The following is a 26,859-nucleotide window of genomic DNA, read 5'->3' on the forward strand; positions in this document are numbered from 1 at the left end:
ACCAAATTCCGAGTATAATTTTATCACATTTATACGTTATATTTGAGTTAAACAATAGATTACAGGGAAGTATTATGAATTTTGCAAAAGATTGGGAAGAAAACGAAATAAAGCTCTCGGAAGACGAGATAACACACAGACAACAGAATGATGAGTACATGTTCTATCAGCAGGTGGCTAACGGTGATGTCGATGCTATCCAGGAAAATATCGATAATCACAGATTCCTTGATGCCAACGGAACAGGTACACTTTCAAAGGATCCTCTGCAGAACCTCAAGTATCATTTTGTTGTAACTGCTGCTCTCATCACAAGAATATGCACCGAAAAAGGCATGGAGATGGAGCGCGCCTTCAGACTGAGCGATTTTTACATACAAAAATTGGACAACATAAATACTATCCAGGAGATATCAGATCTTCACTCCCAAATGGTCATGGATTACACCGTGCGCATGAAGAACATGAAGCATAACGCTAATCTTTCACGCACAACCAACGAATGCCTTAATTATATTTATGCCAGGGTCAACGACAGGATCACTATAGACGATCTTGCGAATCACCTCGGGACCTCCACCAGTCATATCTCGAGACTTTTCAAGGAGGAGCTGGGCATCTCTCCGAGCGATTACATCAGAAACGTCAAAATTGATAAAGCCAAAAACCTGCTGCGTTTTTCAGACTATTCAATTATTGAGATTTCCAACTACCTTTCCTTCTCTTCCCAGAGCCACTTCAGTAAGCTCTTCTTCGAAGAGACCGGAATGACACCCAAGAAATACCGTGAGACCTATTACGGCACGACATGGAAATAAATACATAAATAAAAGGAGCCGTTACCACCGATCTATAGGGGAAAACCAGTGGGCGGCTCCTTTTTTAGCGTTATTAAAGTGTATTTTTTTATTATCTAAAGAAGGTTTTAAAAACGCTTATCTGTAACCTCATGATTTTTTGTAAACGAAGGTTACATTCTTTAATCCAGCTTTCTTGAAGAGCTTTACAACTTTGTTGTACTTCGCTTCATTAGCGGCATAGATTACTACCTTGAAATCCTTGTCAAGTGTGCATCCTGAGAATGCTGACTTTGATACCTTTGTAAGATTTGCTGACTTAACAGTGATCTTCTTAAGGCTTGTGCAGCCTGAGAACGCATTCTTAGCAATTGTCTTAACATTCTTTCCAAGAGTAACTTTCTTGATCTTTGTGTTATCTTTGAAAGCATTCTCAGCGACCTTTGTGATCTGAACTTTTCCGCCATCTACCTTTGTTGTAGCAGGAACAGTGAAGCTCTTCTTGGTTGAATCAGGGTTAGCCTGATAGCTTGCTGTATTCTTACCTGTAACAGTTACGATATCGTTCTTTGTTACTTTAACTTCACCCTTGTCAGCCTTACCATTCTTGTTAACCTTTGTCTCAGCTTTAGGTGTCTCCGTGTTCTGAGTATCAACTACAGGTGCCGGAGCAGGCTGAGCTGTCTCTTCAGAAGTTGAAGGCTGAGGAGCAGGCTGAGGCTGGGGCTGTTCTGAAGGCTGTTCAGCAGGCTGCTCTGAAGGCTGCTCTGCGGGCTGTTCAGAGGGCTGCTCTGAAGGCTCTTCTGAAGGCTCTTCTGAAGGCTCTTCCTCAATACCCTGAATTCTGTTGTACTCTTCCTTTGTTATCTCAACAAGAGTTATGTCATCAATATAAACATCATGCTTATCGCTGATTCTTACGCCATCAACAGAACCCATTGTTATGTTGAATCTTGCAGCGTCGTCCTTGCTCATCTGGAATGCCTTTGAAAATTCCTTCCACTCAGAGCCAATCTCTACGATTTCGTTTCCGCAATATTCAGTCCAGTCGTTATCTGACTCACCATTGTGCTGAACGCTGTACTTAATTTTACGATCAATGCTGGATTTTGCCTTGAAACCTACGAGGTAATATTTACCTTCTTCAAGTCCGATTCCATCCTGGTTGAGCTGGATGTACCAGTCGTTGCCGGCTCCTGCAACATCTGTATCCTCAATTGTCATCGCAAAGGTGTTATCATTGCCATTCATGCTATCTACTACATAGTTAGCCTTTGCATTACCATCTACATAAATCTTATAACTTGCTGTACCTGCATTGAATGAACCATTCTTAAGAAGTGACTTCTCTGTTAAGAATACATCATCAAGGTAATATGTTCCGGGCTTTGTGAATGTGAACTCAACGTTTGACTCTTCTCTTGCAAGATCATTTTCAACAGTAATTACATTGTTAAAGGTCTGCTTCTCTGCTGTAAGTGCGGGTGTGAATTCAACGCCTGCTGCCTTAGCTGTAAGTCCGTCAGCCTCTCCGCCATCAGTATAAGCACTAAAGCTGAAGTCATACTGTCCCTTTGCAAGAGGTGCAAGTTCTGACTGAGCGATTGTAACAGGGTTAGCCTCGGAAGCACCTTCCGGAACCTCAACCTTTGCAAGGAGCTCTCTCTTGTTCTTAATATTAGTTACAGAAACCTGATCCTTATCATCATCTTCTACTTCCCAGTAACCAAGTCTCTTGTCACCTTCATCGAAGGATCCGTTGTATACATAGTTTCCGTCAGGGCGGATAACCTTTGAATTGTCCTCTGCGATCTCTTCACCTGACTTGTGAGTAAGCTTAACATTTGAAATTGTCACAGGTGCTGTAGAACCTAAATTACCAAGGTTGATCTCAAGTGAACCATTGGGATCGTTCTTTTCATTAACTGTAAATGTATAAGTATATGTCTTCTTCTCTGTGGTTATTCTCTCGGTTGTATCTGCAAGATATCTTGACCAGTTGCGATCAGGTGCGGAAATATCTACTACGATATCTCTTTCCTCTGTGGAAACTGCATCAAATGAAAGCTCATACTCCCATCCTCTGTACATGGGAAGTCCTGCCTGCTTAAGCTGTACGCTGTATGTCTTGTCACCTTCGGCTGCTGGTGTGATTGTTACAGCGCCATCAGCAACAGTTGCGGTAGAGCCTGCTGCATCTGACTCAAGGTGAAGTACCCAGTTGTCTTTGGAATTGTTGTTCTCGTCAGCTAAAACCTCTGCAGAGAAATCGCTGTTAACAACATAGTTTCCATCAACTGCTTCTCTGAATGCTACCGTTTCCTCTTCAGGACGCTGAACATTGCCTTCCTGCTCAGAATAGTCGTCCTTCTGATAAACTCTTACATAATCAATATCAAATTCCTTATCATTGATATTGTTGTAATCATCAGGATATCCAACCCAGCTTCCACCAACTGCAAGATTGAGGATTACATAGAAATCCTGATCGAAGGGTGCAGGATAAGTCTTTTGGTTATCGGCATCAGATCCTGTGTACCAGTTGCTTGTTGTATAAACCTCTTCGTTATCGACATACCATGTGATCTTGCCGGGCTCCCAATCAGCTCTGAATACATGATAATCATCTGAGAAACCATTTTCACCGATTACCTTTGTACCCTGATTTTCCTTGTGAGTATCATTGCTGTAACCATAGTGGATTGTGTGATAGGACTTGCTTGTATCCTGTCCCTTAACCTCCATGATGTCGATCTCACCACACTTGGGCCACTGTCCGTAAAGGCCTTCGTCTGTAGCCATAAGCCAGAAAGCAGGAAGAAGTCCTTTTCCTTCAGGCACCTTAGCTCTTGCCTCAAAACGTCCATATGTGAAATCCATCTTGTTCTGAGTTGTTATTCTTCCGGATGTAACCTCACCCTTCTGATTAACAACTGAAGAACCGCTTCCGCCTGCGCTTGCAGGAGTTAAAAGGAACTTGCCGCCTGCATACCAGCTATAACCATTTTCAGGATCAAGGAAACTTATCTCTGTTGCTCTGTTAACATCAGCTGAAGCCTTCATTGAAAATACATAACTGTGTCCGGGTATAAGTGTAAGGCCCCCCTGCTGAAGCTGGATATGCCAATTCTCATCACCGGATTCTTCGATACTAAGATTTACTTTTCCGTCCTCAAAGTTGCTCTCGCCCTTTGCAGTACCCTGAATATTCAAAGACCAGTCTGCCCAGTTGCCGTTCTCAAAGCCTGTATCTCTTAAAAGCTCACCGGATTCAGCACCTTCTGTAACATCTTTAAGCGAAAAATCTGATAATACTACATTAGCCTTTGCAGTAGCTGCATCAGCATCATCAAAATCAATTTTTCCGAAATTGACCTGAAGTGCAATAGTATCGGACTCAGCCTTATCTTCACCAACTGTAAAAGGAAGTGAGAGCTCCTGAAGTTCAACTGCAGTTTCTTCTGTTGTTTCTTCTGTCTCCTCGGTTTCGTCTACAGGTACTTCCTCATCACCTGAATTATCATACTTTGAAATAATGTGAAGTGCTCCATCCTCAACCTTGATGTTGCCCTCATCAAGTGCTGTATATCTCTGCTTCTCAGCATTAACCCAGCCGGGCTCATGCTGCTCAACATTCCATACTGAAGTATCGAGGCTGTCACCATCAAATTCATCGTGCCATTTGAGCGAATAGCCCTCATTTGTGTACGCATCAGCAATGCTATCAGCTGCAGGAGCTTCCTCTTCGGCATGTGCATAAAGCGGTACACTTGTAACTGTTAAGGTTGTTGCCATTGCCATAGCAAGCATCCTTCCCCAATTTTTGTTTACCATGTCCTTCTCCTTCCGAAAATCAAATGATAAACATATCCTATTGATTTTCGAGAGGAGTTTATATCAGATTCATGTTTTTTTTATAAGATTTTTATATTTTCGAAAAAATTTTTGTGCCATATCACTTAATTAAAAAAAGCTGCATCAAAATGAATAATTCACTTTGATGCAGCCACTTTTTCAATACTAAATAACCTCTTAACCCCGTCCCCGGGGATTCATTTAGTCGCTAAAATCTCTGTCCATATTAATGTGGAATTCATATTCAGGATAAATGCCCTTTAATTCAGAGATTACATCCTCAAGGAGTTTTGGCTTGTTGCTCTCTTTAAAGGAAACTACCATATCGAAGGCAATGTAATTTTTAACTTCATCGAGATAGAAACCGTGAATCTGTTTTACAGTCTCGTGATTGGCGATAATGGTCTTGGAAATATTGTTCCTAAGCTTACCTGCAACTGATGAATCTGAATTCTGAGAATAAATACTGATACCCTCAATCATAACGCCATGCTCTTCATAAACCTTAGCCGAAATCTCTCTCTCGAGCTGATCGAGTCTGTAAATTGTAATGTCCTCAGGCACTTCTATATGAACTGAACCAATGTATCTGTCCGGTCCATAGTTATGAAGAAGGAGATCATAGGCTCCCTGCACCTCTGGAAAAGATGCTACGGTTTTCTTTATCTCTGTAGAAAGCTCAAACTCTACTCTCTCACCAAGTATAAGTGAAAGATTATCACGAAGCATATCAAGACCTGCTTTTATGATTACAATTGAAATAACAGCACCAAGCCAGGCCTCAAGGCTTATGCCGGTATAAATAAAAATGATAGCTGCGATTAACGTGGAAGCAGATATTACTGAATCCAGCTTAGCATCCTCTCCGGAAGCAACCAGCGATTCAGAATTAACGCTCTCTCCAACCTTTTTCACATAGGTCCCGAGAACTATCTTTACCACAATTGCTACCGCAACTATGATAAGTGATGCCAACTGATAAGAAGGCTTCTCAGGATTTATTATCTTCTTGGTTGATTCCACAAATGAAGTAATACCGGCATACAACACAATAACGGAAATTATTGCCGCACTAAGATACTCTATTCTTCCATACCCCAGGGGATGCTTCCTATCCGGCTCTTTTCCGGCAAGCTTCGTGCCTATAATTGTAATGACTGATGAAAGTGCATCACTTAAGTTGTTGACCGCATCAAGCACAATGGCAATTGATCCCGAGAAAATTCCTACTACTGCCTTAAAACCTGCAAGAAGCATATTTGTCACAATTCCAATGATACTGGTTCTTATTATTTTCTTGTTTCTATTCATGTCTTCTCCTAGTCAGTATGTTTTTTAAAGAATTACTTTTCTCCCAATAATACCATAAAGTAATGCAGTAGTCTTCCGGTAAATCCCCATATCACAGGCTCCGTATCCTCGTAAACCCACATATCATATTTTTGCACATGAAAATTATAGGTGCTGCTGCCACCGGTAACCTTTTCATAAGGAAAATCATCCGGCGGAATTGTCCTCTTCTCCATGGGATAACGCTTTGCCGGATGCTCATAGAAATATGAGATTGGATATGTAAAAACTCTCTCAACCTCATCAGAAGAAAAGCTGTAGTCGTAGCCCTTCACTAGGGCAACAAACGGATATACAAGCGCTCCTGTCGGTCCCATTAAGGGTGTCAGCGCTGATAAAATTTCTAAATTGTCAGTTGCATTCTTAGTATTATTCTGCCTTTTACAGTCCGGCAATAATTCCTCCATAAACTCCCTGACTGCTGCCTGTCTTGGCGTCTCTCCCTCTTCGATCCGTCCTCCGGGAAAGCACACATCACCAGGCTGAAATTCGAGCTTTAATGAGCGTTGTTCAAACAGAATATGCATCTGTCCATCAACCTCAATAAGAGGAATTATAACCGCTGAACTCTTTAGCGGAATATCAGTCTGGTCGCCGATTTTTGAAAGCTTATTAAGAATTACATCCTTTGTCATTTTGTATTATTCCCCCACCAAGAACAACATCGCCATCATACAAAACGGCTGATTGTCCTGCTGTAATTGCTCTCTGAGGTTCATCAAATAATATGTGACAGATGCCGCCCTCCTCCTTAGGAAGAGTCACAGTTGCAGGCTGCTCAGTGTGCTTATAGCGTATCTTGGCACTGCATCTTATCTCTCCCTTTGGCATCTCTCCTGTTATCCAGTGAAAATCTCTAACTGTAACTTCTCTGCTAAAAAGATCCTCATTGTCGGAGAGCACCACGCGGTTATTCTCCGTATCTAATTTTGTCACATAAAGACGTCTGTCTGCAGGGACTCCAAGACCTCTTCTCTGACCGATGGTATAGTTGATAAGCCCGTTGTGATGACCCAGAACCTTTCCATCCTTGTCAACGATGTCTCCTCCGGGATAGTCCTTACCTCTGTACCTTTTAATCATGGCTGCGTAATCACCATCAGGAACAAAGCAGATATCCTGAGAGTCACTCTTGTGTGAAGTCACAAACTCATTTTTCTCTGCGATCTCTCTTGCCTCAGTTTTCTTAAACTCGCCAAGAGGGAACATTGTATGTGAGAGCTGTTCCTCTGTAAGGTCATAGAGAACGTAGCTCTGATCCTTAGTGAGGTCAGCGGCTTTTTTCAGATAAAAATGGCCATCATTCTCCTCAATTCTCGCATAGTGGCCGGTCACGATATAATCACAGCCAAGCTCCTTCGCTTTTTTATAGAGAATATCGAACTTGAGATATTTATTGCATCTGATGCAGGGATTTGGTGTTTCTCCCCTCTCATAGCTGCACACAAAGGGCTCAATTACGTTATCAATAAATTCCTGCTCATAATGAAAAATATGATAGGGAATACCTATCTTCTCCGTAACAGCTCTGGCATCATCTGTGTCCTTTTTGCTGCAACAGGTTCCGAAAAGATCCTCACCTATCATGTCATTTTCGTATAATCTCATTGTGCAGCCGATGCAATCAAAGCCCTTTTCATGCATAAGCTCTGCTGCCACGCTGCTATCAACTCCGCCACTCATGGCTATAAGTGCTGTTTTCTTACTCATATATCCTCATCCGTCAGTCTCGCTGACTCCTATCTCTTTACGTGTCCTCGAATATCTCACAATCAGATGAACTTCTGCACTGCCTTCTGGAATTCCTCCACGGCAGATGTGTCACCATCCTCAAGTGCATGCACAATGCAGTGCGACATATGTTCATTTATTATTTCCTTGCCAAGTCCCCTTAAAGCTGAATTCACAGCTGAAAGCTGCATAAGTACATCAGCACAGTCCTCGTCATTTTCAATCATAGCCTTAACATGATTAAGATGACCTATCGCCTTGCTGAGTCTGTTTATTTGCTTTTTCTTCATTTCCGGGGAGTGATAATGTGCATGCTCATGCAAATGTCCCCCTTCATGATCATGTGAATGCTCTCCAACATGGTCATGTATATGCTCGTGACTATGATCATGATCGTGATTGTGTTTATCTTTACTCATCAAAAATTCCTCATATTCCTTATCTCATAGACCAAGTTTTGCCACTCATCTATGATTTTTACTTTTTTCTCATTTTCATAGATTTCACATTTCTCTTAAATCCATCAATTCGAATAATACAGCCTTAAGGGAAGCTCAAGACCACATTCTTCAAGAAGCTCTTTATCACTGAGAATCTCTTTGGCTTCTCCGTCCTTCTTGATTCTACCCTCATGCATAAGTATAACACGGTCGCAGGTATCCCATATAAAATCCAGATCATGGGATGCAATTATTTTAAGAGAATCCAGTTCGTTCAGTACGCTGATAAGATTCCTTCTGTTTCGCGGATCAAGCGCAATTGACGGCTCATCCATAAGTATGATATCAGGCTCCATGGAAAGAATCGTAGCGATTGCCGAAAGCTTCTTCTCACCTCCGGACAGTTTGAAATTCTGCTTTTTCCTAAGCTCCTCTATATGCACCTTTTTAAGAGCCTCTGTCACTCTCTTCTCCACCTCTTCCTTGGAGAGTCCGTAGTTTCTAGGGCCAAAAGCGACATCATCCTCAACAGTTGATAAAAAGAGCTGGCTGTCGGAATCCTGAAAAACATAACCTATATGTTCCCTAATATGGTTCAGATTCTTACTGTTTACAGGGTGACCCACCACCTCAAGTTTCCCATCGTAATCAAGATACAATCCCACAAGAAGCTTCATGAAGGTCGATTTTCCAATCCCGTTAGCTCCGATAAGCCCGATGCTCTCTTTATCGTGAGCATGGAAGTTTATATCATAGAGAATCTGATTATTTTTCTCATAGGAAAAGTTCAAATGTTCAATTGTAAGGAGCTCGCCATGTACCCCTGTCTTCATGTTTATTCTCTCTTTCAGTATTCTAATGAAAGCACTCGCTTTTCAAGAATTCTGATTATATCAGACTCCTATAGCTCCATCAAAAAAATAATTTAATTCCGTGTCTGATCACAATAAATATTGCGATCCAAATAACAGTATATATTATATCAAAAGGTCTTACCTTTGTTTCTTCCAAGTCAAAATCTCCTTTGAAACCTCTAAGGAGCATACTTTCATAAACTATGCCTGCTCTGTCCATACTCCTTATAAGCCACATCCCAACAAGAGTCCCCCAGGCACTGTAGTGGATTCCATTTTGATGAGGCGCTCTGAGTTTGTAAGCTGTCATTATTCTGTCAGCTTCCTCTCCCATGATGTAAAAATATCTCTCAATAAGAAGTATCACTATAACTATGATTTTGGGAACATGTATGAGCCTCAGCGCATGGCAAAGCTTTTCTATCGATGTGGTAGCAATAAGAATGTATGCGGCAAGGACAGAATAAAAGCCCTTGAGCATAAGAGTCAGCATTGAGATTACGCCTCCGCTTATACCAAGTCCGCCTACATAAAAAAGAATTTCTCTATCAAAAAAAGGATTGAGAATACCCACAAAAACAACCAGAGGCAAAATCAGCCTCATGCGGTAAATCCCCATCCTGAAAGATAATTCTCCGACTATAAAACCAAATATCGGATATATTGACATAATTATAAGAGGTGTTATGTCATACTTATTAAATGACACCACCGTAAAAATGTATAAAATGCTAATAAGCAGCTTCCCCAGAGGATGAAGTTCATTCATCCAGTGGGAACGCTGCCATAATTCCTGCATTTTCTGAAATTCGTGTAACCTTTTCTCGATTGAATCCATTAATTATCGGTGACTGCTTTCTCTTTCTTGAAAAACTTAAATGCGTAGCACGCGCCAACCATAATCGCAACTACAACAAGTGCACCTACAATACCTGAAAAGCTTGTTCCGACTGCTGCTTCACTGTTCTTGAACGCATAATCAGGAAGAAGTGATGTTGCTGTCTGGATATTCTCAGCAACCTCGTATGCACTGCCTGCTGCCTCGAGTTCTGATGTTCCTGCAACCTGCTCCATGGACCACTCAAGACCATCCGGGAATGCAGATGCAAAAAGTGAAACAATTCCGCCACAAATTGCTGCAGCGACAGCAAGTACAGCAACTGTATTCTTAAGTGAGAGCTTACCCTCTTTTTCTGCCTTCTCGCCCACGCCCCAAAGAAGCTCAGGTCTTGCCTCATTTACAAATATAAGTACTGCAGCTGTGATAAGTCCTTCAACAGTACCGATTGCAAGATGAATCGGCTGCATTGTTGCAACAAAGAATGAGAAAGGAAGCTCTGTGATCTTAGAAGCAAGTGTCTCAAGTGTAACTGAAAATGCTCCAAGCTGAAGTGTCAGCACACAGCCAAGTATTGAAGCAATTATTATCTTACCTCTTGTAGCTCCTTTTTTCATTATAGGCTTCCATATTAGAAGCGCTCCTACAAAACACCCATAAAAGGCCATATTCCATATATTACACCCTAGCGCCAGTAGTCCTCCGTCAGCAAATAGCAGGCACTGAACCAGAAGCACTCCTATCATTGTAAGGAATCCGCCAAAAGGACCAAGAAGTGCTGAAAGCATCATACCTCCGCAGAGGTGTCCTGATGAACCTGTACCGGGGATTGTGAAGTTGAGCATCTGTGTTGCAAAAACAAATGCACCCATTACACCCATTACAGGAATCTTCTTGGGATCATTTTCTTCCTTAACCTGTTTGATAGAGTATGCTGCCGCACCTGTGGACAGAACATACATTGTTCCGGCAACTGCCGGTGATACTAAGGCATCAGCCATATGCATAATTAAATTCCTCCCGAATACACTGATATTCTTCATGACACTAAAATATGTCACCGCGTTTCAACAACTCAGTATATGTCGCAGAAGGACGCACCTGCAAGCCCCCTGGGGGGTTATTTTTGCTTGTATTTTCGGTACTCAACATTTGAAACATTTTCAGCTCAACACAGCAAATGCACAGAACCGGGTGAACAGTATCGTTTTCCTAATGATAAACGAAATTAATATCAAAAACGCTGAGAGAAATTATGGTTTTCACCTAAGTTAAATATAAAAATCATTTTATACAATCATAATCTGAATATTTATTTGCACTGTAGCGATAGTTTATGATTTGATAAGAATTAATTAAAACTTTGGTTATAAATGTTATGTTTCTTTTAGCTGTAGTACATACTTTGGACAAAAATTAAATGTATCATAACATTATCAGAAGTGAGAACTTCTGACTCCCCCAACAAAACTTTTTTCATACCAGAGGTGTCGGATTCCCCATCCGACACCTCCTCCTCCATTAATGACACTTTTAGTGTCGTTTTTTATTGTTCTTACCCCTCATCCGGCGCTTCGCGCCACCTTCTCCCAAGGGAGAAGGCTTACTTCCGGTGGCGCTTCTCTTACCAACTTTGCCTGAGGATGAATTTTCTTTGCCTTTTCTCTTACCAACTTTGCCTGAGGATGAATTTTCTTTGCCTTCTCTCTTACCAACTTTGCCCGAGGATGAATTATCTGCCATTTTTCTCTTCGCGCCACCTTCATTTGTCATCTTCCTCGGCGGAATGAGAAACTGCGGTCCAAATCCAATGAGGTCCTCTCTGTGTTCCTTAAGGAGAGCTTCCTTTACAAGGTCATAGTTCTCAGGTCGTCTGAATTGGATAAGAGCCCTCTGCATTGCTTTTTCATGAGGGTCTCTGGCCACATATACAGGCTCCATTGTAAGCGGATCAAGTCCGGTATAATACATACAGGTTGAGACAGTGCCTGGTGTGGGATAAAAATCCTGAACCTGCTCGGGACTCAGCTTATGCTTGCAGAGATATTCAGCAAGCGCAATGGCATCCTTTAAGGTACTGCCTGGATGCGATGACATGAGGTACGGCACAGCATACTGCTGTTTTCCGATCTGTTTGTTAACCTTGTCAAACTTCTCGATAAAGCGGTCATAAACCTTAACTCTTGGTTTACCCATTTTATCAAGAACATTGTCAGATATATGCTCAGGCGCCACACGAAGCTGCCCGCTTATGTGATGCTTACAGAGTTCACGCAAAAATGAATCATCCTTATCCGCAAGAAGATAATCAAATCTTATTCCCGATCTCACAAATACCTTCTTCACTCCGGGTAATGCCCGCAGCTTTTTAAGAATGCTCAGATAATCACTGTGATCAACCTCCATGTTTTTACATACTTCGGGGTGCAGACACTTTTTATTGGGACATGCTCCAAGCTTCATCTGCTTCTTGCATGCAGGCTTCCTGAACTGTGCAGTAGGACCGCCCACGTCATGGATGTAACCCTTGAAATCCTTCTCACCAAGGAAAACCTTAGCTTCTTTTATTATTGATTCATGGCTCCTGGCCTGGATTATCCTTCCCTGATGAAAGGTGAGGGCACAGAAATTGCACTCTCCAAAGCAGCCTCTGTTTGAAGTTATTGAGTATTTTATCTCGTCAAAGGCAGGGATTCCGCCCGCAGCATCATATACAGGATGCCAGGCTCTCATATAATCTCTTTCATATACATCATCAAATTCCTGCTGGGTCAGTGGTCTTGACGGAGGATTCTGAACCACATACAAGCTGTTGTCATATGTCTCGTAGAGTCTTTTTCCGTTAAAAGGATCCGTATTTTTATACTGAATGGCAAAACTCTCAGCGTATTTTCTCTTATCAGACTTTATCTCCTCAAAATCAGGAAGCTTTATCGCATCATAGATATTCTCTTCATTTCTAGTCTTATAAACTGTTCCGTTTATAAATGAAATATCAGAAACATCCATGCCCGAAGCGAGGGCATCAGCGATCTCAACTATGCTGACTTCACCCATTCCATAGGAAATAATATCCGCACCGGAATCAAGCAAAATAGAACGTCTTACCTTATTGGACCAATAGTCATAGTGTCCAAGTCTTCTAAGGCTGCCTTCTATTCCACCCACAATAATAGGCTCATGCTTATACACTTTTCTGATCAGATTACAATATACGATCGTCGCGTAATCCGGTCGCCTTCCCATTTCTCCGCCGGGACTGTAAGCATCCGTCTTTCTCCGTTTTCCCGCAACTGTGTAATGGTTTACCATGGAATCCATATTTCCCGCTGAAACCAAAAATCCAAGTCTTGGAGTTCCGAGAACGGTTATGCTCTTTTCATCCCTGAAATCAGGCTGACAAATAAGGCCCACGCTGTAACCGTGAGCCTCTAATGTTCTTGTGATGATGGCAGCACCAAAGCTTGAGTGATCAACATATGCATCACCGCATACATAGACAAAATCAAGCTGATCGATGCCCATCTCTTTCATGTCTTCTATGCTTATAGGCGGAAAACCTTTTGCCATAAAATACATCCTCTTATTAAAATATTGCTTTATGCCTCAGCATTCTCTGTCATTTCCTTAAGAAGCTTATCAGCATAAACGAGTTTTACACAAACTGTGAAAATCTCCATAGCTGTGCGAAGGTCTGAAAGTGAAGGATATGTAGGAGCAATTCTGATATTGCTGTTTTTTGGATCCTTCTTGTAAGGGTAGGTAGCACCTGCACCTGTCATGGTAACACCGACCTTCTTGGCTCTGTCAACGATAGCCTTAGCACATCCTTCAGGAGCATCAAAGCTGATGAAATAGCCTCCCTTAGGTCTTGTCCACTCACCGATATTATAGGGAGCAAGGTCTCTGTCGAGAATCTCAAGAACAGCCTCAAATTTAGGTCTGATTATAGCAGCATGCTTTTTCATGTGCTCCTTCATACCTTCAATATCTCCGAAGAATCTTACATGACGGAGCTGGTTAACTTTGTCGTGACCGATTGTCTGGTTTGTCAGCTGAGCCTTAATCTCTTCAAGGTTGTTAAGAGATGTAGCCAGGGCTGCGATACCACTTCCGGGGAAGGTGATCTTGGAGGTAGATGAAAACTTGTAAACCATATCAGGGCTTCCGGCCTTCTTACACTCCTCAAGGATCTCAATGAGATAATCCTGATCATCATCATAAAGGTGATGAATTCCATAAGCGTTATCCCAGAAAATTCTGAAGTCTCTTGCAGCAGGACGGAGTCTCGCAAATCTTCTTACTGTCTCGTCAGAATATGAATAGCCCTGAGGATTGGAATACTTCGGCACACACCAGATTCCCTTAATAGATTCATCCTCTGAAACAAGCTTCTCAACAACGTCCATATCAGGGCCATCGGGAGTCATCTCCACAGGAATCATCTCTATTCCAAAGTACTCTGTTATAGCAAAATGTCTGTCATATCCGGGAACAGGGCAAAGGAACTTCACCTTATCAAGCTTGCACCAGGGTGTATTGCCCATAATTCCGTGTGTATAAGCTCTTGAAACAGTATCATACATAACATTAAGTGATGAGTTACCGTAGATAATAATATTCTCGGGCTTGTTCTCCATCATTGCACCAATAAGAACCTTGGCCTCATGAATACCATCAAGCACTCCGTAGTTACGGCAGTCGGTACCATCTTCGCAGGAAAGATCTGCATCTGAATTAAGTGCATCCATCATACCCATGGAAATATCGAGCTGCTCATGACACGGCTTACCTCTGGCCATATTCAATGAAAGATCCATTGCCTGGTATCTTTTGTACTCAGCCTTAAGGTTGGCAAGCTCTTTCTCGAGCTCTTCTTTACTCATCTCCTTGTAATCTTTAACCATAATAGACTCCTCGCTTCGAAATTAAACTTTAAAGATTATACACTATTTTCCCCAATGAAAAAAGGGCTACTGCATAAATATGCGTTAGCCCTTTAATATCACAAAGTCAGTCTTGCCGTCCCTCTGAATTATCCATGACTTAAATCGGATCAATAAGATCTCTGTACCACTTAAGTGCATCAGTATATGCTTTATAAACTGCATCCATGTCGATGTCCTCTAATATCATCAAACGGGAAACCTCCTGCCATGATGCATTTTCATATTCATACATAAACTGAAGTACCGGCCACAGATCTCCGCTCTGTCTAAGAAGAGCATCCTCAATCTTCTTGGATACATGTACAAGCTTAAGTGACTGTTCCATAGTCTGATCCAGCATGATATCAAGGAGTGAAAACAGTCCTGCAAGGAATAGCTCTGAAGCAAAGCCCTTGATTTCGAAACACTCTGCAAGGTTTTCCGCAAACTTCGCTCTCACCATTGAAATACGTGTGATCTCACTGGGCTTATCCGAGCAAAGTTCCTTTGTAACTGCTGTGTTTATCCACTTCTTAAGCTCTTTCTGTCCAAGCATTGCTGCCGCATGTCTGACTGATGTTATCTCAGAATTAACTGTGAGATGATTTACCATCTCGAGGAGTGAAATAACAAGAGCAGCATCTTTTCCTATAACATCTGCAGCTTGCTGGAGGTCAAAATCGGGATTGTTAACCACATTCAAAAGTTCAATATACGTAACCTTCAAAGGTGTAACCGATTTCTCGGATTCCTCTACAGGAAGTCTGAAGAAAATACCCTCATAGAGATCATAAGCTCCATCAGAAGCAAGTCTTTCGTAATCCTCCTTAGTATCAACTCCCACAGCACAAAGCTTGATTTCTGGATAAGCTTTCTTAAAATAAATTCTTGCACTTCGGATATTAATCTTGCGGTGATCAAGAAGTATATAATCACACATATCAAGAATAGGCTTATAAGTCTCGAACTGGTTACCCGCCAGTTTTCTGATAGCAAGCTTATAGCCCTGTCCGTGAAGATCCCAAAGTCTCGCAAGATAAGGTTCCTCAGGAAGAACCGAAGTATCAAGAAGAAGAACTATCTTTTCCTTAGGTGCTTTACATTGTTCCTCTATATTAGCGAAAAGTGAAATATGATTTATTTCAACGAATACTTCCTTGCCTCCGGAAAGGACATTGGTTCCAACGCTGTCAACAATATCAAGACCTACGATATTGACAACATTATCCAAAAACCCTGTCCCCATCAGGTAAGGATTCATAAGATGATTATCTCTCTGCGCAAATACAGAATAAGCACAGACTTTCATTTCATCATCAAACAACGGAATCAATGAAGCAAGCATTTTAGTACTCCTTTCAATGTTCGTATGCACATTTGTCTGTCAATTTATTATAACATCACGAAAAAACATACACAATTATGTAGTTTATAAAATATTGCTAAATTATTCACGGGTTATAAAGTAAAATGTTGCAGAACAAAGAGTCGCTCGCGACTCTTTGCGCGCTGGTGCGCGCAAGCTTTAGCTTGCAAAATTCATCTGCGCACCAGTCGCATCCTTAGCGGAGCGCTTTTTATTCAATAGGAAATCCAAAGGAATTTCCTATTGAATAAAAAAAACAGCTATTAAGCTGTTTTTCAATACTCCCGAGAATGCCGGTTCCGGTTATTTGACTCCTAGCACAACGCCAGGTGGGTTACCGCAGCCCTTTTCGCTGTCTTCCTCTCCCATAGCTTGTCTGCACATGTGCAGGGCCGGAGGCGTGACATTTGAAAATGCGATCTAGGTGTCCCGTTTAAAGTAACTGTAGGTTCAAATTACACCGGAGTTGTCGAACATCCCAGGCGAGCTCGAGGCTCGATATAAACTGACCTCTGTCAGTTCTTTAATTACATTATAACTCTCAAAGCCGCTAAATCAATAGATTTTCCGTAAAAAATTCTTAATTTAATATGAAGAAAAGCGCATGAAATCTACATTTCACACGCTTTTGTTTGAAATTTTGTTTTCCTTTAAGACAGGGGGACGGTTCTTACCCCTGTCTTATGCCTTATAGAGGCTTGGTCTCCGCCTTAAGCCACTCCTTGATCTCAGGCTCCTCAATAAGAGGCTCTATTCTGTCGTAAACCATCTTCTGATATTCATTGATGGCCTCGATTTCCCTAGGCTGTAAGTACTGCTTATCCAAAGCATCGCGGTCCAGCGGAACATAAGTGAGATGTCTGAATTCTAAGAACTGTCCGTCACTGTTCTTCTCGCCTTCAACAACCTCAAGGATGTTCTCTATACGAATGCCGTGCTTACCCTCGATATAAACTCCGGGCTCATCTGACATGATCATGCCGACCTTAAGTGCTGCCTCGTCCTCGGATGATCTTGATTTCCATCTGATGCTGTGAGGGCCCTCATGGACATTCAGCATATAACCGATTCCGTGGCCCGTTCCGCACTTATAATCAATTCCAACATTCCAAAGGGGCTGTCTTGCAAGAATATCAAGGTTTCTTCCGTTACATCCCTCAAGGAAATGTGCATTAGCAAGCTGAAGCATTCCAACTGTGGTAAGTGTATAGTGCTTCTTCTCCTCGTCTGTGATAGGTCCAAGGACAATGGTTCTGGTAACATCAGTAGTTCCGCCCATGTATGTAGCACCTGAATCAACAAGCAGGAAGTGCTCCGGTTTTAACTCAGCATTCGACTCCTCAGTAGCTTCATAATGCATCATTGCTGCATTGTCCCTGTAAGCACTGATTGTAGGGAATGAAAGTTCGATAAAGCCGGGGAGCTGTGCCCTCATGTTATCAAGATGCATAGCGGCTGTGTACTCATTTAATGTGCCGTTTTTAACTTCATTCTTAACCCAGTAAATGAACTTGGTAAGAACAGCAGAATCCTTTACATAAACGTCCCTGATGTTCTTTATCTCAGTCTCATTTTTACATGCCTTCATCATCTCAGTGGGATCATAGATATTCTTGATGTTGGCATGATTATTCTCAGAGTTATCCTTTATCGTTCTGAAAACAGAATAGCTTACATTTCGCTCATCATACAGAGTCACACCATCATACTCATATTCATCAAGCCATGTGATGATTCTGTTATAGGCAACGAGCTCAATGTCGTTATTTTCACAATAATTTCTGACCTCGTCATTCAGTTCATCAAATTGAACAAACATGCTTACAGTCTTTTTAGTAATGAACAGATAGCTGAGTATTACAGGATTACATTCAACGTCGTTACCGCGAAGATTTGTAAGCCAGCAAATGTCATCAAGCTTGCAGAGAAGATATGCATTAGCCTTCTCTTCCTCCATGACCTTTCTGATATCAGCAAGCTTTTCCGCGAAAGACTTTCCGCAGAGCTCATCAGAAAGAACATAAATAGGATTGCAGGGAAGAGCCGGTCTGTCTGTCCAGACTTCTCCGGCAAGATCCTTATCAAACTTTATCTTTACCTGATTCTTCTTAAGCTTTTTTTCATAAGCAAGGCCTTCTCTTGCAGGAACAACCTTACCGTCAAAACCGAGTACCTGACCTGCTGTCATATTTTCAGCAAGATATTCGGAAATTGTAGGTACTCCTTCCTCTCCCATTTTATAGAGGGTAACACCTGTGCCCTCCATCTCGCGGTCAGCCTGAATGAAATATCTTCCATCAGTCCACATTCCTGCCCAGTCCTTAGAAACAACCAGTGTTCCGTTTGAGCCGGTAAATCCACAGAAATACTCACGCGCTTTGAAAAAATCTGCTGAGTACTCTGAGTTGTGATAATCAGAAGTAGGCATCAGATAGTAATCGATACCGTTTGCTGACATCTTTTCTCTAAGGGCAGAAAGTCTGTCCTGTATAACTTTATTCATTTTATTCCTCCTAATACCCCCTCATCCGTCAGCTTCGCTGACACCTTCCCCCCAAGGGGAAGGCTTTTTACCTCTTGCCCTCCCCCCAAGGGGAAGGCTTTTTACCTCTTGCCTTCCCCTTGGGGGAAAGGTTTTTACCTCTTGCCTTCCCCTTGGAGGAAAGTTTTTACCTCTTGCCTTCCACTTGGGGGGAAGTTTTTTACCTCTTGCCTTCCCCCTTAGGGGGAAGGTGCCCGAAGGGCGGATGAGGGGTTTAAATCATCTTTCTTCCATGGGCACGTAATCTTTGAAGTCGCTTACGGCCATGTATGCAGGACGGATGATCTTACTGTTATTAGCAAGCTCCTCCATTCTGTGAGCACTCCATCCCACGATACGCGCAATGGCGAACATAGGAGTGAAAAGCTCCTCAGGAAGTCCAAGCATCTCATAGACAAATCCTGAATAGAAGTCCACATTGATGCTGACACCCTTATACATTTTACGCTCGGCACTGATTACTTCAGGCGCAAGCCTCTCAACCATTTCATAAAGGGCGAGCTCTTTCTCCATTCCCTTTTCCTTGGCAAGCTGAATCGTATACTCCTTAAGGAGCACCGCTCTCGGATCGGATTTTGAATAAATAGCATGTCCCACACCATAGATAAGACCTGCATTATCAAAAGCCTCTCCATGAAGAAGTCTCTTTAAGTAGCTCTTGACCTCTTCCTCATCGGTCCAGTCCTTAACCTCTTTCTCCATCTCCTCAAACATATGAATAACCTTAATGTTGGCTCCGCCGTGACGAGGTCCCTTAAGAGATCCAATCGCCGCAGCAATTACCGAATAAGTATCAGTCATTGATGAGCTCACAACGTGAGTTGTGAAGGATGAGTTGTTACCACCGCCATGCTCCATATGCAGGATCAGACAGATATCAAGAAGTCTTGCCTCAAGCTCTGTGTATTTAGAATCCGGACGGAGCAAATACAAAATATGCTCAGCCGTTGAAAGATCTGCCTTCGGAGGGTGAATAAAAAGACTTTTCCCCTCATGGTAGTGGTTATATGCCTGATATCCGTAAATAGCAAGAAGCGGAAACAGGCTGACCATCTGAAGACACTGCCTGAGTACATTAGGCATTGAAACATCGTCAGCATGATCATCATAAGAATAAAGCGTAAGTACACTTCTTGAAAGGGTATTCATCATGTCACGACTTGGAGCCTTCATAATGATATCCCTTACAAAGCCTGTAGGCAGCGATCTGTAAAACCCAAGAAGCTCAGTAAATCCCTTAAGTTCAGCTTCGTTTGGAAGCTTTCCGAAAAGAAGAAGATATGCTGCCTCTTCGAATCCGTACTTGGATTTACTTGCGGTGCCATGCACAATATCCTTAACATTTATCCCACGGTAATATAAATTACCGTCAGTTGAAATCCTCTCACCGTTCACTTCCTCTGAAGCGATAATTGTCGATATTTTTGTAAGTCCAGTAAGGACACCTCTACCATCTAAATCTCGGAGACCACGCTTTACATTATGCTTTGTAAAGAGCTCAGGATTAATCTGGTCAGCTGTCTCAACTGTTTTTGCCAGATCAACTATTTTCGGTGTGTTATCGGAGTAAATATTTGCTTCGTTAACTCTTGTATTCCCCATGTTACCTCCCAACTTTATTGCCCTCATCCGGCACTTCGTGCCACCTTCCCCCATAGGGGGAAGGCAAGGGATTTATTTCAAGAACTCCCTTACTGCGTCAGCCAGAGCATCCTTCTCAACAACCTTATCGTGAATTACTTTAGCATCGCGAATAGATGTTACAGCCTCAGGAATCTCTACTCCTGAAACCTCAGAGAGCTTATCAGCGAGCTGGAAGTCGTCAAGGCTTGCATCATCCTTGCCAAGTGCCTGCATAACGCTTCTTGTGAACTTGTAAGGACTTGCAGTTGATGCGATAACAGTAACTGTCTTATCGCCTGTGTCCTTTACATATTTATTATATACACTAGATGCAACAGCTGTGTGCGTATCGATAAGATAGCCTGTATTATCAAACAGTTCCTTGATAGCAACAGCTGTTTCCTCTTCATTAGCAAATCCGCCGTAGAAGCAGTCAAGTGCTTTTTTCATTGAGTCTGTGATCTCATATTTACCGTTCTCGGAGAGCTGCTTCATATAAGAAGCATCTGCATTTGAGTCATCACCTGCAATATGATAGATAAGTCTCTCAAGGTTAGAAGAGATAAGAATATCCATTGAAGGTGAGCTTGTAAGTACGAACTCACGATTTCTGTCATACTCACCGGTTTTAAAGAAATCATATAAAACCTTGTTGGAGTTTGAAGCGCAGATAAAGGTCTTGATCGGAAGTCCCATCTTGCTTGCATAATATGCAGCGAGAATATTACCGAAGTTACCTGTGGGAACCACAACATTTATCTGGTCTCCCTCTGCTATTCTGCCCTCTTTAAGAAGTCTTGTATATGCATAAACATAATATACGATCTGAGGAACAAGTCTTCCTATATTAATTGAATTAGCTGATGAAAACTGGAATCCCTTCTCATCAAGCTCCTTAGCAAAATCGGGATCTGTGAATATTTTCTTAACGCCTGTCTGGGCATCATCGAAGTTACCTTTAATTCCGATTACGCAGGTATTCTCGCCTTCCTGTGTAACCATCTGCTTTTTCTGGATAGGTGAAACACCGTTCTCGGGATAGAAAACGCAGATTCTTGTTCCGGGTACGTTTGCAAAGCCTGCAAGTGCTGCCTTACCTGTATCTCCGCTGGTAGCAGTAAGGATTACGATCTCATTCTTAATCTGATTCTTCTTAGCTGCTGTAGTCATGAGATAAGGAAGAATTGAAAGGGCCATATCCTTAAATGCTATTGTTTTTCCGTGATAAAGCTCTAAATAAAAAGCGCCATCGGCCTCTGTCATCGGAGCCATTTCTTCTGTATCGAATTTGGAGTCATAGGCATGATCTATACAATATCTGAGCTCTTCCTCGGTAAAATCCGTAAGTAAAAGCTTCATAACCTGGTAAGCCGTCTCGCGATAGTCCATATCCTTAAGTTCTGAAAGACTCTTATCAAGCTTCGGAATACTATCCGGTACAAACAAACCTCCATCGGAAGCAAGTCCCTGCAAAATAGCCTGTGATGCAGTTACCTTCTTCTTATCGCCTCTGGTACTAGAATACATAACGTTCATGTTGCCACGCTCCTTTTTTTATTATTTTCGCAATGCTGTCTGATATGATAAAATAATGAAAAGACGACTCTACACTGATGAGTGATCGAACGATTTTCTTATGACATTACTTTGAGTACAAAGTATACCACAAAAATGCATATAAATACACTACGATTTAAGCTTATGGGGGTAAACTTAAATGGCAAAAAAGGTTGCGGGAGTGTATGAAACAAGTTTGAAGGATGGGACAAAATCCTACAGGGCGTCCATAACCTTCAGGGGAAAGCATATTGCGTTGGGGTCATTTTCAGATTTAGAGACTGCGGGGACAGTCTACAAACAGGCACAGGAGATACTCTCCGACAGCTCATTTTCGCTGTCGGAATATAAAAAGAGTATGCCCCTTCCTTTTGAAAAGTACGTAGTTTTGGTTAATTTCAGGGATAAAGGGCTTTATATTCCTACGCCTATCTACCTTGAAAAAAAGTACTTTTTCTATTATCTCTCACCCGGACACACACTTATATTTGATATTGATGATCTGTTCTATTATTCATCCCATAAAATAATGAAGCGCGGGTCTCATCTTTTTGTTGCGGACTACGGCTCACAGATCAGCATATTAAGCCGCTATGGCATAAAAAGCTATGCTGTTAAGGGTCGCGATTATCGCTTTGCCAACGGCAATGCCAACGACCTTCGCTATGAAAACATCGAGGTTTTAAACCGCTATCACGGTGTCCGCCAATACGCAGACCGCGGCTTTTTGAAATACAAGGTGATCATCCATGTAAACGGTGATTTTGTTGTGGGAAAATACAACACCGAGACCGAAGCTGCCATAGCCTACAACAAGGCTGTTGACGTTTTAAGAAAAAACGGAGTCTGCAAGAACTATATGCAGAATTATATCGAGGATCTGTCTGCTTCACAGTATGCAGACCTTTATACAAGTATACGTATATCGCCTAAAATAATGAAACTGACAGGAGAAACTGTTACTAAAGATGCGTGATTCTTTATTTGCCCCTCATCCGGCACTTCGTGCCACCTTCCCCCCAAGGGGAAGGCATATGTGTAAGTTTACTCTCAAAAGTGGACTACATATGTTTAAGATTACTACCATGAAGGGAAGACATATATGTAAGTTTACTCCCCAAAGTGGTCTACATATATTTAAGATTACTACCACGAAGGGAAGGCATATGTGTAAGTTTACTCCCCAAAGTGGTCTACATATATTTAAAATTACTTCCACGAAGGGAAGGCATATGATTAAAGCCTTCCCCCTTAGGGGGAAGGTGCCCGAAGGGCGGATGAGGGGTCTCTTACTAGCATTCGTACTTTGCCTTACCCTCTGCGGCTGCGGTGCGCCTTCCGCCACCGAAGCCCACAGAAAGGTAGGCTTCTATTTTGATACGGTTATAACGCTAACCGCCTACGACAGAGATTTCACCTCCGAAAATTCCTCATTTTTCACAAGAAATAAAGATGCCTCAGATAACTGCGAAGCCTTCCTCGATGAATGCTTCGCTTTGTGCATGCGCTATGAAAATCTATTCTCCTCCACAAAAGAAGGAAGCGATATCTGGAACATCAATCACGCAAACGGTGAAGTAGTCACAGTTGATCCTGCGACCTACGATCTTGTTGAAAAGGCCCTTTACTATGCAGACCTCTCTCAAGGTATCTTTGATCCCACGATCGGCACAGTTACTGAACTGTGGAATTTTCATGCAGATTCTGACAAAACAGTTCCCGATGAAGAATCTCTTAAAAAGGCTCTGTCGCACGTTGATTATAAAAAGGTAGAGCTCAGAAAAGACAGCGGCGAATGCAGCGTTCGGCTTCTTGACAGTGCTGCGCGCCTTGATCTTGGCGGAATTGCAAAGGGTTATATCGCAGACAGATTAAAGGAACTATATCTTGAAAAAGGCGCAAATAGCGGCATCATAAACCTTGGCGGTAATGTTCTCCTTGTGGGAAAAAAGCCGGGAAGTGACTCTACCTCTTCATTTAACGTGGCAATTCAGAAGCCCTTTGCGGATGACGGAGAGGCCATGCTCACTCTTCCGCTAACGGATAAATCCCTTGTGACTTCTGGAATTTATGATCGTTTTTTTGAAAAAGACGGCAGGATTTACCATCATATTCTGGACGTGGAAACAGGGCTTCCTATCGAGAATAATATCTACAGTGCCACTATTGTTTCCGATTCATCCGTGGACGGAGATGCACTGTCAACCATCTGCTTTTCTCTTGGCATAGAAAAAGGGATGGAGCTCATCGAGTCCATCCCTGATATTCATGTTCTGTATATTACAGATGATTATGAAATTGTAAGTTCAGCAGGTTTTCCTAAATCTACCTATTAAAGCATAAGATTCAGATTATTCCTCTGCTGCTCATCCTCCATCTGCTTCTTCTGCATCTGGTTACGATAAGCATCAAGAGTCTGATTCTTACGAAGCTCTGTGATTTCCTGTGCCATATCGGTATCGGCAATACTGCTCTGAGCACTGAGAAGATTTTCTCTTGCCACATTACTGTAGCTTACATTGTGCTCTAATCCGTTTGTAACAGCACCAACTTCACTTCTTGCATTGCTGACATTTTTAATAGCCTGATCTATGGAATCAAGATCATTAACATCAACCTTATCAAGGCCGAGCTGCTTCATCTGAGTTGAATCAAGCGACTGGCCGATTCCCTTCATCAGCTGTGAATTTGCATTTGCGATGTCGCCTCTTTCACTGTCTGAAAGAGTTCCGTTCTGAGCATAAACGGCATTTTCACGGATACTCTGAAGATAATCCGTAACACCATCGAGAACGCCATCCTGAATATTCTGCTTTGAAATGTTATCAACACCATTTCTCGCCTGAACCTTCATGGTTCTCTGTTCTTTTTCCATCTTTTCATTGATGGAAAGCTCAGCAGCGCCATCAGCTGCACTCTGCAATTTTTTACCGCTAGCCATTTTCCCATACTGAGAGTAGTTGGAATAGCTATTATTGCCTATGCCTCCTATCATATGTGCGCTCCTTTCTTCCTCCATGAATAAGGACAAATCCATTTTTGCGCCGCAGCCCGTTCTCCGGTCCCCACCATTAAATAGCTGCTCGGCATACCTTCCGCAGATTGAAGATATGCTTAGGATCCTTCCTGAAAATCCTGTCACTCTGGACAGGATATACCTATAGTTGATTATACAATAACATTATCAGAATATTTTGTAAACAACATCATTTATGTGATTATTTATGAAGTTTGCGATCATCCTTTGTTAATTTTTCACAATTATCGAAATCTCATCCGTTCGATACACATGACATCCAGCCAATAGTACCGCCCCTTACTGAGCTGCTGTCTTCAGGCTCATCAATTTTAGGAAAGCACATTTCCTTAACTCTCTGAGGAAGGCTGTCATCGAATAGCATAACAATACCAAAGGTCTGAGTCTCCTTACCACCTTCAACATCGACGCTTAAGGTTGTATTGGCGCCATGCATGGTACTTACGTCCTGACTGTCACCATTTAAGTCGCTCTGGATGGTGTTATAATAAATAGATTCAGGAACCGAATAGTTCATGGCTGCAGTAATCTCATCCAGATCCTTGCTGGTCCAGTAGTCCTCTTTTGCATCTTCGCCGTTATATATAATCGTACCTACAGTCGCCTTTATTATGTCTTTTTCTCCATCTCTCCAGCTTGTAGGCGCATCATGTTTTGCAAGAAATTCCATGGTTTTTTTGAACGAAGGATACACAAACATGTTGTATTTTTCAGTTTCATCATACACAATGTCCGCATAATCTATGCAGCTGATTTCCAGACTTGGAAGCTCGGCTGCAGCCTCGTCAAAGGTCTGGTTCATTACATCTTCTTTATAAGCTTCGATAAGACCTTTTGCCATATCATCGTCCAGCTTTTCATTATAAGTTCCTCCAACAGTCTCACATCTGATCTTACTGATGTCAGCAGAATCCGCTGAGATAACCGGAACCTTTCCCAGCTTGTATTCCTCGCTGTTATAAATGTTCTTATACGCGGTAAGAAGCTCATCACCTGAAATATTTACATCATATTTCCTTGTGATTTCTTTTCCGTTTTTCATCTTCCACTTTACTTTTACGATTGCATCATAAGACGGTTCATTACCATTACCCTGATCCTCATCTTCTGCGAAGTAACTATAGCCCATATAAAAACCAGGCTCCTCAGTAAGTGCCAGTTTATGGCTTTTCGAAGCATTTATTGCACCCTGTCTTGTTATCTTCTCTACATTTTCAATATCTGTGAGTTTCATTTTACTAAGTGCAAATTCATCGTTATCTACTGTATAGAACCATGTTCCCGGTGTCGGATCGTCAATTGTCGCATAATAAGGACAAAAAAGGCCATGGTATCCGAGACTATCAGCAAAAGCAACGCTCTCAACCCTGCTTGGCATAGGCTGCCAGGTCTCAAATCCGAAAATATCAAATACACATGCAGCAAAAATGAAGGCAGAAATTGCAGCGCCAACACCCAAAGAAGCAAAATGTCCGAAGCTTGCTTTGAAATCAAATTCGTAAATCGTCTCAATCACAAAGTGAACAACCACTATTCCGCATATCATTCCGAATATGAAAATTCCAAGCCTCTGCGTGTTGCTAATATAAAATAGTGTTAATCCACCACCGATGGATGCTGTGATCATGATCAATGTCATTAACTTTAGAATGAATTAACCAACGCCAAAGATATGTTCGGTTAACTTTAGCATGACACATCATCAATAAGTTCCGAAAGCCAAGCTATTGCACTACCCTCAGCATAATTTATCGCTATAGAAATATTATTATACTGCACATTGACAATTGACAAGCATGACAAAAAGACGAAATCACCTAATGTTAATAGAGAGGTGTCTTCATCAGTATAAATGTTGTATGATTGTATATGGAAATGGTGGAACTCTATTGTTTAATTACGATAGCAGAAACTTATCGGAAGCTTAAACCTGTGCTGGCG

The 26,859-nt window shown here is 41.9% G+C and carries 19 protein-coding genes and 1 other RNA gene; 3 read left to right on the top strand and 17 right to left on the bottom strand.

Going from position 1 to position 26,859, the window contains the following annotated elements:
• Positions 1-74: 74 nt before the first annotated feature.
• Entirely contained in the window at positions 75-818 is a 744-nt protein-coding gene (locus G586_RS0111360) for a helix-turn-helix domain-containing protein (RefSeq protein WP_026527851.1), read from the top strand.
• A gap of 129 nt (positions 819-947) precedes the next feature.
• Here the strand turns inward: G586_RS0111360 and G586_RS24965 are convergent, their stop codons facing one another.
• The 15 genes from G586_RS24965 to thrC form a co-directional block, all read right to left on the bottom strand.
• Positions 948-4,631, bottom strand: a complete 3,684-nt coding sequence (locus tag G586_RS24965) for a carbohydrate binding domain-containing protein (RefSeq protein ID WP_051204742.1) — start codon at positions 4,629-4,631, stop codon at positions 948-950.
• A gap of 222 nt (positions 4,632-4,853) precedes the next feature.
• The gene (locus G586_RS0111370; protein ID WP_026527852.1) at positions 4,854-5,963 is read right to left on the bottom strand and encodes a cation diffusion facilitator family transporter; all 1,110 of its coding nucleotides are present in this window, start codon (positions 5,961-5,963) and stop codon (positions 4,854-4,856) included.
• Between the two features lie 32 nt (positions 5,964-5,995).
• Positions 5,996-6,637 (bottom strand): NUDIX hydrolase, encoded by a 642-nt coding sequence (locus G586_RS0111375; RefSeq protein WP_026527853.1) that lies wholly within the window; start codon positions 6,635-6,637, stop codon positions 5,996-5,998.
• A complete protein-coding gene (gene mnmA, locus G586_RS0111380; protein ID WP_026527854.1) occupies positions 6,615-7,712 on the bottom strand; it encodes a tRNA 2-thiouridine(34) synthase MnmA in 1,098 nt (365 codons plus the stop codon). Before mnmA ends, G586_RS0111375 begins: the two co-directional genes overlap by 23 nt.
• Positions 7,713-7,774: 62 nt before the next feature.
• On the bottom strand, positions 7,775-8,152 hold the full coding sequence (locus G586_RS0111385; protein ID WP_035773091.1) for a metal-sensing transcriptional repressor: 378 nt from the start codon (positions 8,150-8,152) through the stop codon (positions 7,775-7,777).
• A 104-nt stretch (positions 8,153-8,256) separates the two neighbouring features.
• On the bottom strand, positions 8,257-9,006 hold the full coding sequence (locus G586_RS0111390) for an energy-coupling factor ABC transporter ATP-binding protein (protein WP_026527856.1): 750 nt from the start codon (positions 9,004-9,006) through the stop codon (positions 8,257-8,259).
• A gap of 79 nt (positions 9,007-9,085) precedes the next feature.
• Positions 9,086-9,865: a cobalt ECF transporter T component CbiQ gene (gene cbiQ, locus G586_RS0111395; protein ID WP_026527857.1), complete on the bottom strand. Its 780-nt coding sequence runs from the start codon at positions 9,863-9,865 to the stop codon at positions 9,086-9,088.
• Complete coding sequence (locus G586_RS0111400; RefSeq protein ID WP_026527858.1) at positions 9,865-10,872, bottom strand: energy-coupling factor ABC transporter permease; 1,008 nt, start codon at positions 10,870-10,872, stop codon at positions 9,865-9,867. The genes cbiQ and G586_RS0111400 overlap by 1 nt, the downstream gene beginning before the upstream one ends.
• A 526-nt stretch (positions 10,873-11,398) precedes the next feature.
• Positions 11,399-13,435, bottom strand: coding sequence for a YgiQ family radical SAM protein (locus G586_RS0111405; protein ID WP_026527859.1), 2,037 nt, complete (start codon positions 13,433-13,435; stop codon positions 11,399-11,401).
• 29 nt (positions 13,436-13,464) lie between these two features.
• Entirely contained in the window at positions 13,465-14,772 is a 1,308-nt protein-coding gene (locus tag G586_RS0111410) for an aminotransferase (protein ID WP_035773093.1), read from the bottom strand.
• 139 nt (positions 14,773-14,911) lie between these two features.
• Entirely contained in the window at positions 14,912-16,138 is a 1,227-nt protein-coding gene (locus G586_RS0111415; protein WP_026527861.1) for an EAL and HDOD domain-containing protein, read from the bottom strand.
• Between the two features lie 298 nt (positions 16,139-16,436).
• Positions 16,437-16,647: non-coding RNA, 6S RNA (gene ssrS, locus G586_RS25625), on the bottom strand.
• Between the two features lie 200 nt (positions 16,648-16,847).
• A complete protein-coding gene (locus tag G586_RS0111420) occupies positions 16,848-18,662 on the bottom strand; it encodes an aminopeptidase P family protein (RefSeq protein ID WP_026527862.1) in 1,815 nt (604 codons plus the stop codon).
• Between the two features lie 258 nt (positions 18,663-18,920).
• Positions 18,921-20,303, bottom strand: a complete 1,383-nt coding sequence (locus tag G586_RS0111430) for a citrate/2-methylcitrate synthase (RefSeq protein WP_026527863.1) — start codon at positions 20,301-20,303, stop codon at positions 18,921-18,923.
• 72 nt (positions 20,304-20,375) lie between these two features.
• A complete protein-coding gene (gene thrC, locus G586_RS0111435; protein ID WP_026527864.1) occupies positions 20,376-21,860 on the bottom strand; it encodes a threonine synthase in 1,485 nt (494 codons plus the stop codon).
• A gap of 181 nt (positions 21,861-22,041) precedes the next feature.
• On the opposite strand from thrC, the gene G586_RS0111440 reads away from it, so the two are divergent.
• Both G586_RS0111440 and G586_RS0111445 read left to right on the top strand, forming a co-directional pair.
• Positions 22,042-22,857 (top strand): hypothetical protein, encoded by an 816-nt coding sequence (locus tag G586_RS0111440; protein WP_026527865.1) that lies wholly within the window; start codon positions 22,042-22,044, stop codon positions 22,855-22,857.
• Between the two features lie 301 nt (positions 22,858-23,158).
• Complete coding sequence (locus tag G586_RS0111445) at positions 23,159-24,217, top strand: FAD:protein FMN transferase (RefSeq protein ID WP_026527866.1); 1,059 nt, start codon at positions 23,159-23,161, stop codon at positions 24,215-24,217.
• Here G586_RS0111445 and G586_RS0111450 read toward each other — a convergent pair.
• Together G586_RS0111450 and G586_RS0111455 are read right to left on the bottom strand one after the other, a co-directional pair.
• Positions 24,214-24,876, bottom strand: a complete 663-nt coding sequence (locus G586_RS0111450; RefSeq protein ID WP_196811591.1) for a flagellin — start codon at positions 24,874-24,876, stop codon at positions 24,214-24,216. The two genes, G586_RS0111445 and G586_RS0111450, sit on opposite strands and share 4 nt — an antisense overlap.
• Before the next feature lie 277 nt (positions 24,877-25,153).
• Positions 25,154-26,557: a DUF6449 domain-containing protein gene (locus G586_RS0111455; RefSeq protein WP_155834115.1), complete on the bottom strand. Its 1,404-nt coding sequence runs from the start codon at positions 26,555-26,557 to the stop codon at positions 25,154-25,156.
• Positions 26,558-26,859: the final 302 nt, after the last annotated feature.

Source organism: Butyrivibrio sp. VCD2006, from assembly GCF_000423925.1.
Lineage (GTDB): Bacteria > Bacillota > Clostridia > Lachnospirales > Lachnospiraceae > Butyrivibrio.

What these genes read in the sequence shown, in the direction of transcription:
- G586_RS0111360 (WP_026527851.1), top strand. Translation starts at nt 75, where the DNA reads ATGAATTTTGCAAAAGATTGGGAAGAAAACGAAATAAAGCTCTCGGAA.
- G586_RS24965 (WP_051204742.1), bottom strand. Translation starts at nt 4,631, where the DNA reads ATGGTAAACAAAAATTGGGGAAGGATGCTTGCTATGGCAATGGCAACA.
- G586_RS0111370 (WP_026527852.1), bottom strand. Translation starts at nt 5,963, where the DNA reads ATGAATAGAAACAAGAAAATAATAAGAACCAGTATCATTGGAATTGTG.
- G586_RS0111375 (WP_026527853.1), bottom strand. Translation starts at nt 6,637, where the DNA reads ATGACAAAGGATGTAATTCTTAATAAGCTTTCAAAAATCGGCGACCAG.
- mnmA (WP_026527854.1), bottom strand. Translation starts at nt 7,712, where the DNA reads ATGAGTAAGAAAACAGCACTTATAGCCATGAGTGGCGGAGTTGATAGC.
- G586_RS0111385 (WP_035773091.1), bottom strand. Translation starts at nt 8,152, where the DNA reads ATGAGTAAAGATAAACACAATCACGATCATGATCATAGTCACGAGCAT.
- G586_RS0111390 (WP_026527856.1), bottom strand. Translation starts at nt 9,006, where the DNA reads ATGAAGACAGGGGTACATGGCGAGCTCCTTACAATTGAACATTTGAAC.
- cbiQ (WP_026527857.1), bottom strand. Translation starts at nt 9,865, where the DNA reads ATGGATTCAATCGAGAAAAGGTTACACGAATTTCAGAAAATGCAGGAA.
- G586_RS0111400 (WP_026527858.1), bottom strand. Translation starts at nt 10,872, where the DNA reads ATGCATATGGCTGATGCCTTAGTATCACCGGCAGTTGCCGGAACAATG.
- G586_RS0111405 (WP_026527859.1), bottom strand. Translation starts at nt 13,435, where the DNA reads ATGGCAAAAGGTTTTCCGCCTATAAGCATAGAAGACATGAAAGAGATG.
- G586_RS0111410 (WP_035773093.1), bottom strand. Translation starts at nt 14,772, where the DNA reads ATGGTTAAAGATTACAAGGAGATGAGTAAAGAAGAGCTCGAGAAAGAG.
- G586_RS0111415 (WP_026527861.1), bottom strand. Translation starts at nt 16,138, where the DNA reads ATGCTTGCTTCATTGATTCCGTTGTTTGATGATGAAATGAAAGTCTGT.
- G586_RS0111420 (WP_026527862.1), bottom strand. Translation starts at nt 18,662, where the DNA reads ATGAATAAAGTTATACAGGACAGACTTTCTGCCCTTAGAGAAAAGATG.
- G586_RS0111430 (WP_026527863.1), bottom strand. Translation starts at nt 20,303, where the DNA reads ATGGGGAATACAAGAGTTAACGAAGCAAATATTTACTCCGATAACACA.
- thrC (WP_026527864.1), bottom strand. Translation starts at nt 21,860, where the DNA reads ATGAACGTTATGTATTCTAGTACCAGAGGCGATAAGAAGAAGGTAACT.
- G586_RS0111440 (WP_026527865.1), top strand. Translation starts at nt 22,042, where the DNA reads ATGGCAAAAAAGGTTGCGGGAGTGTATGAAACAAGTTTGAAGGATGGG.
- G586_RS0111445 (WP_026527866.1), top strand. Translation starts at nt 23,159, where the DNA reads ATGAGGGGTCTCTTACTAGCATTCGTACTTTGCCTTACCCTCTGCGGC.
- G586_RS0111450 (WP_196811591.1), bottom strand. Translation starts at nt 24,876, where the DNA reads ATGATAGGAGGCATAGGCAATAATAGCTATTCCAACTACTCTCAGTAT.
- G586_RS0111455 (WP_155834115.1), bottom strand. Translation starts at nt 26,557, where the DNA reads ATGACATTGATCATGATCACAGCATCCATCGGTGGTGGATTAACACTA.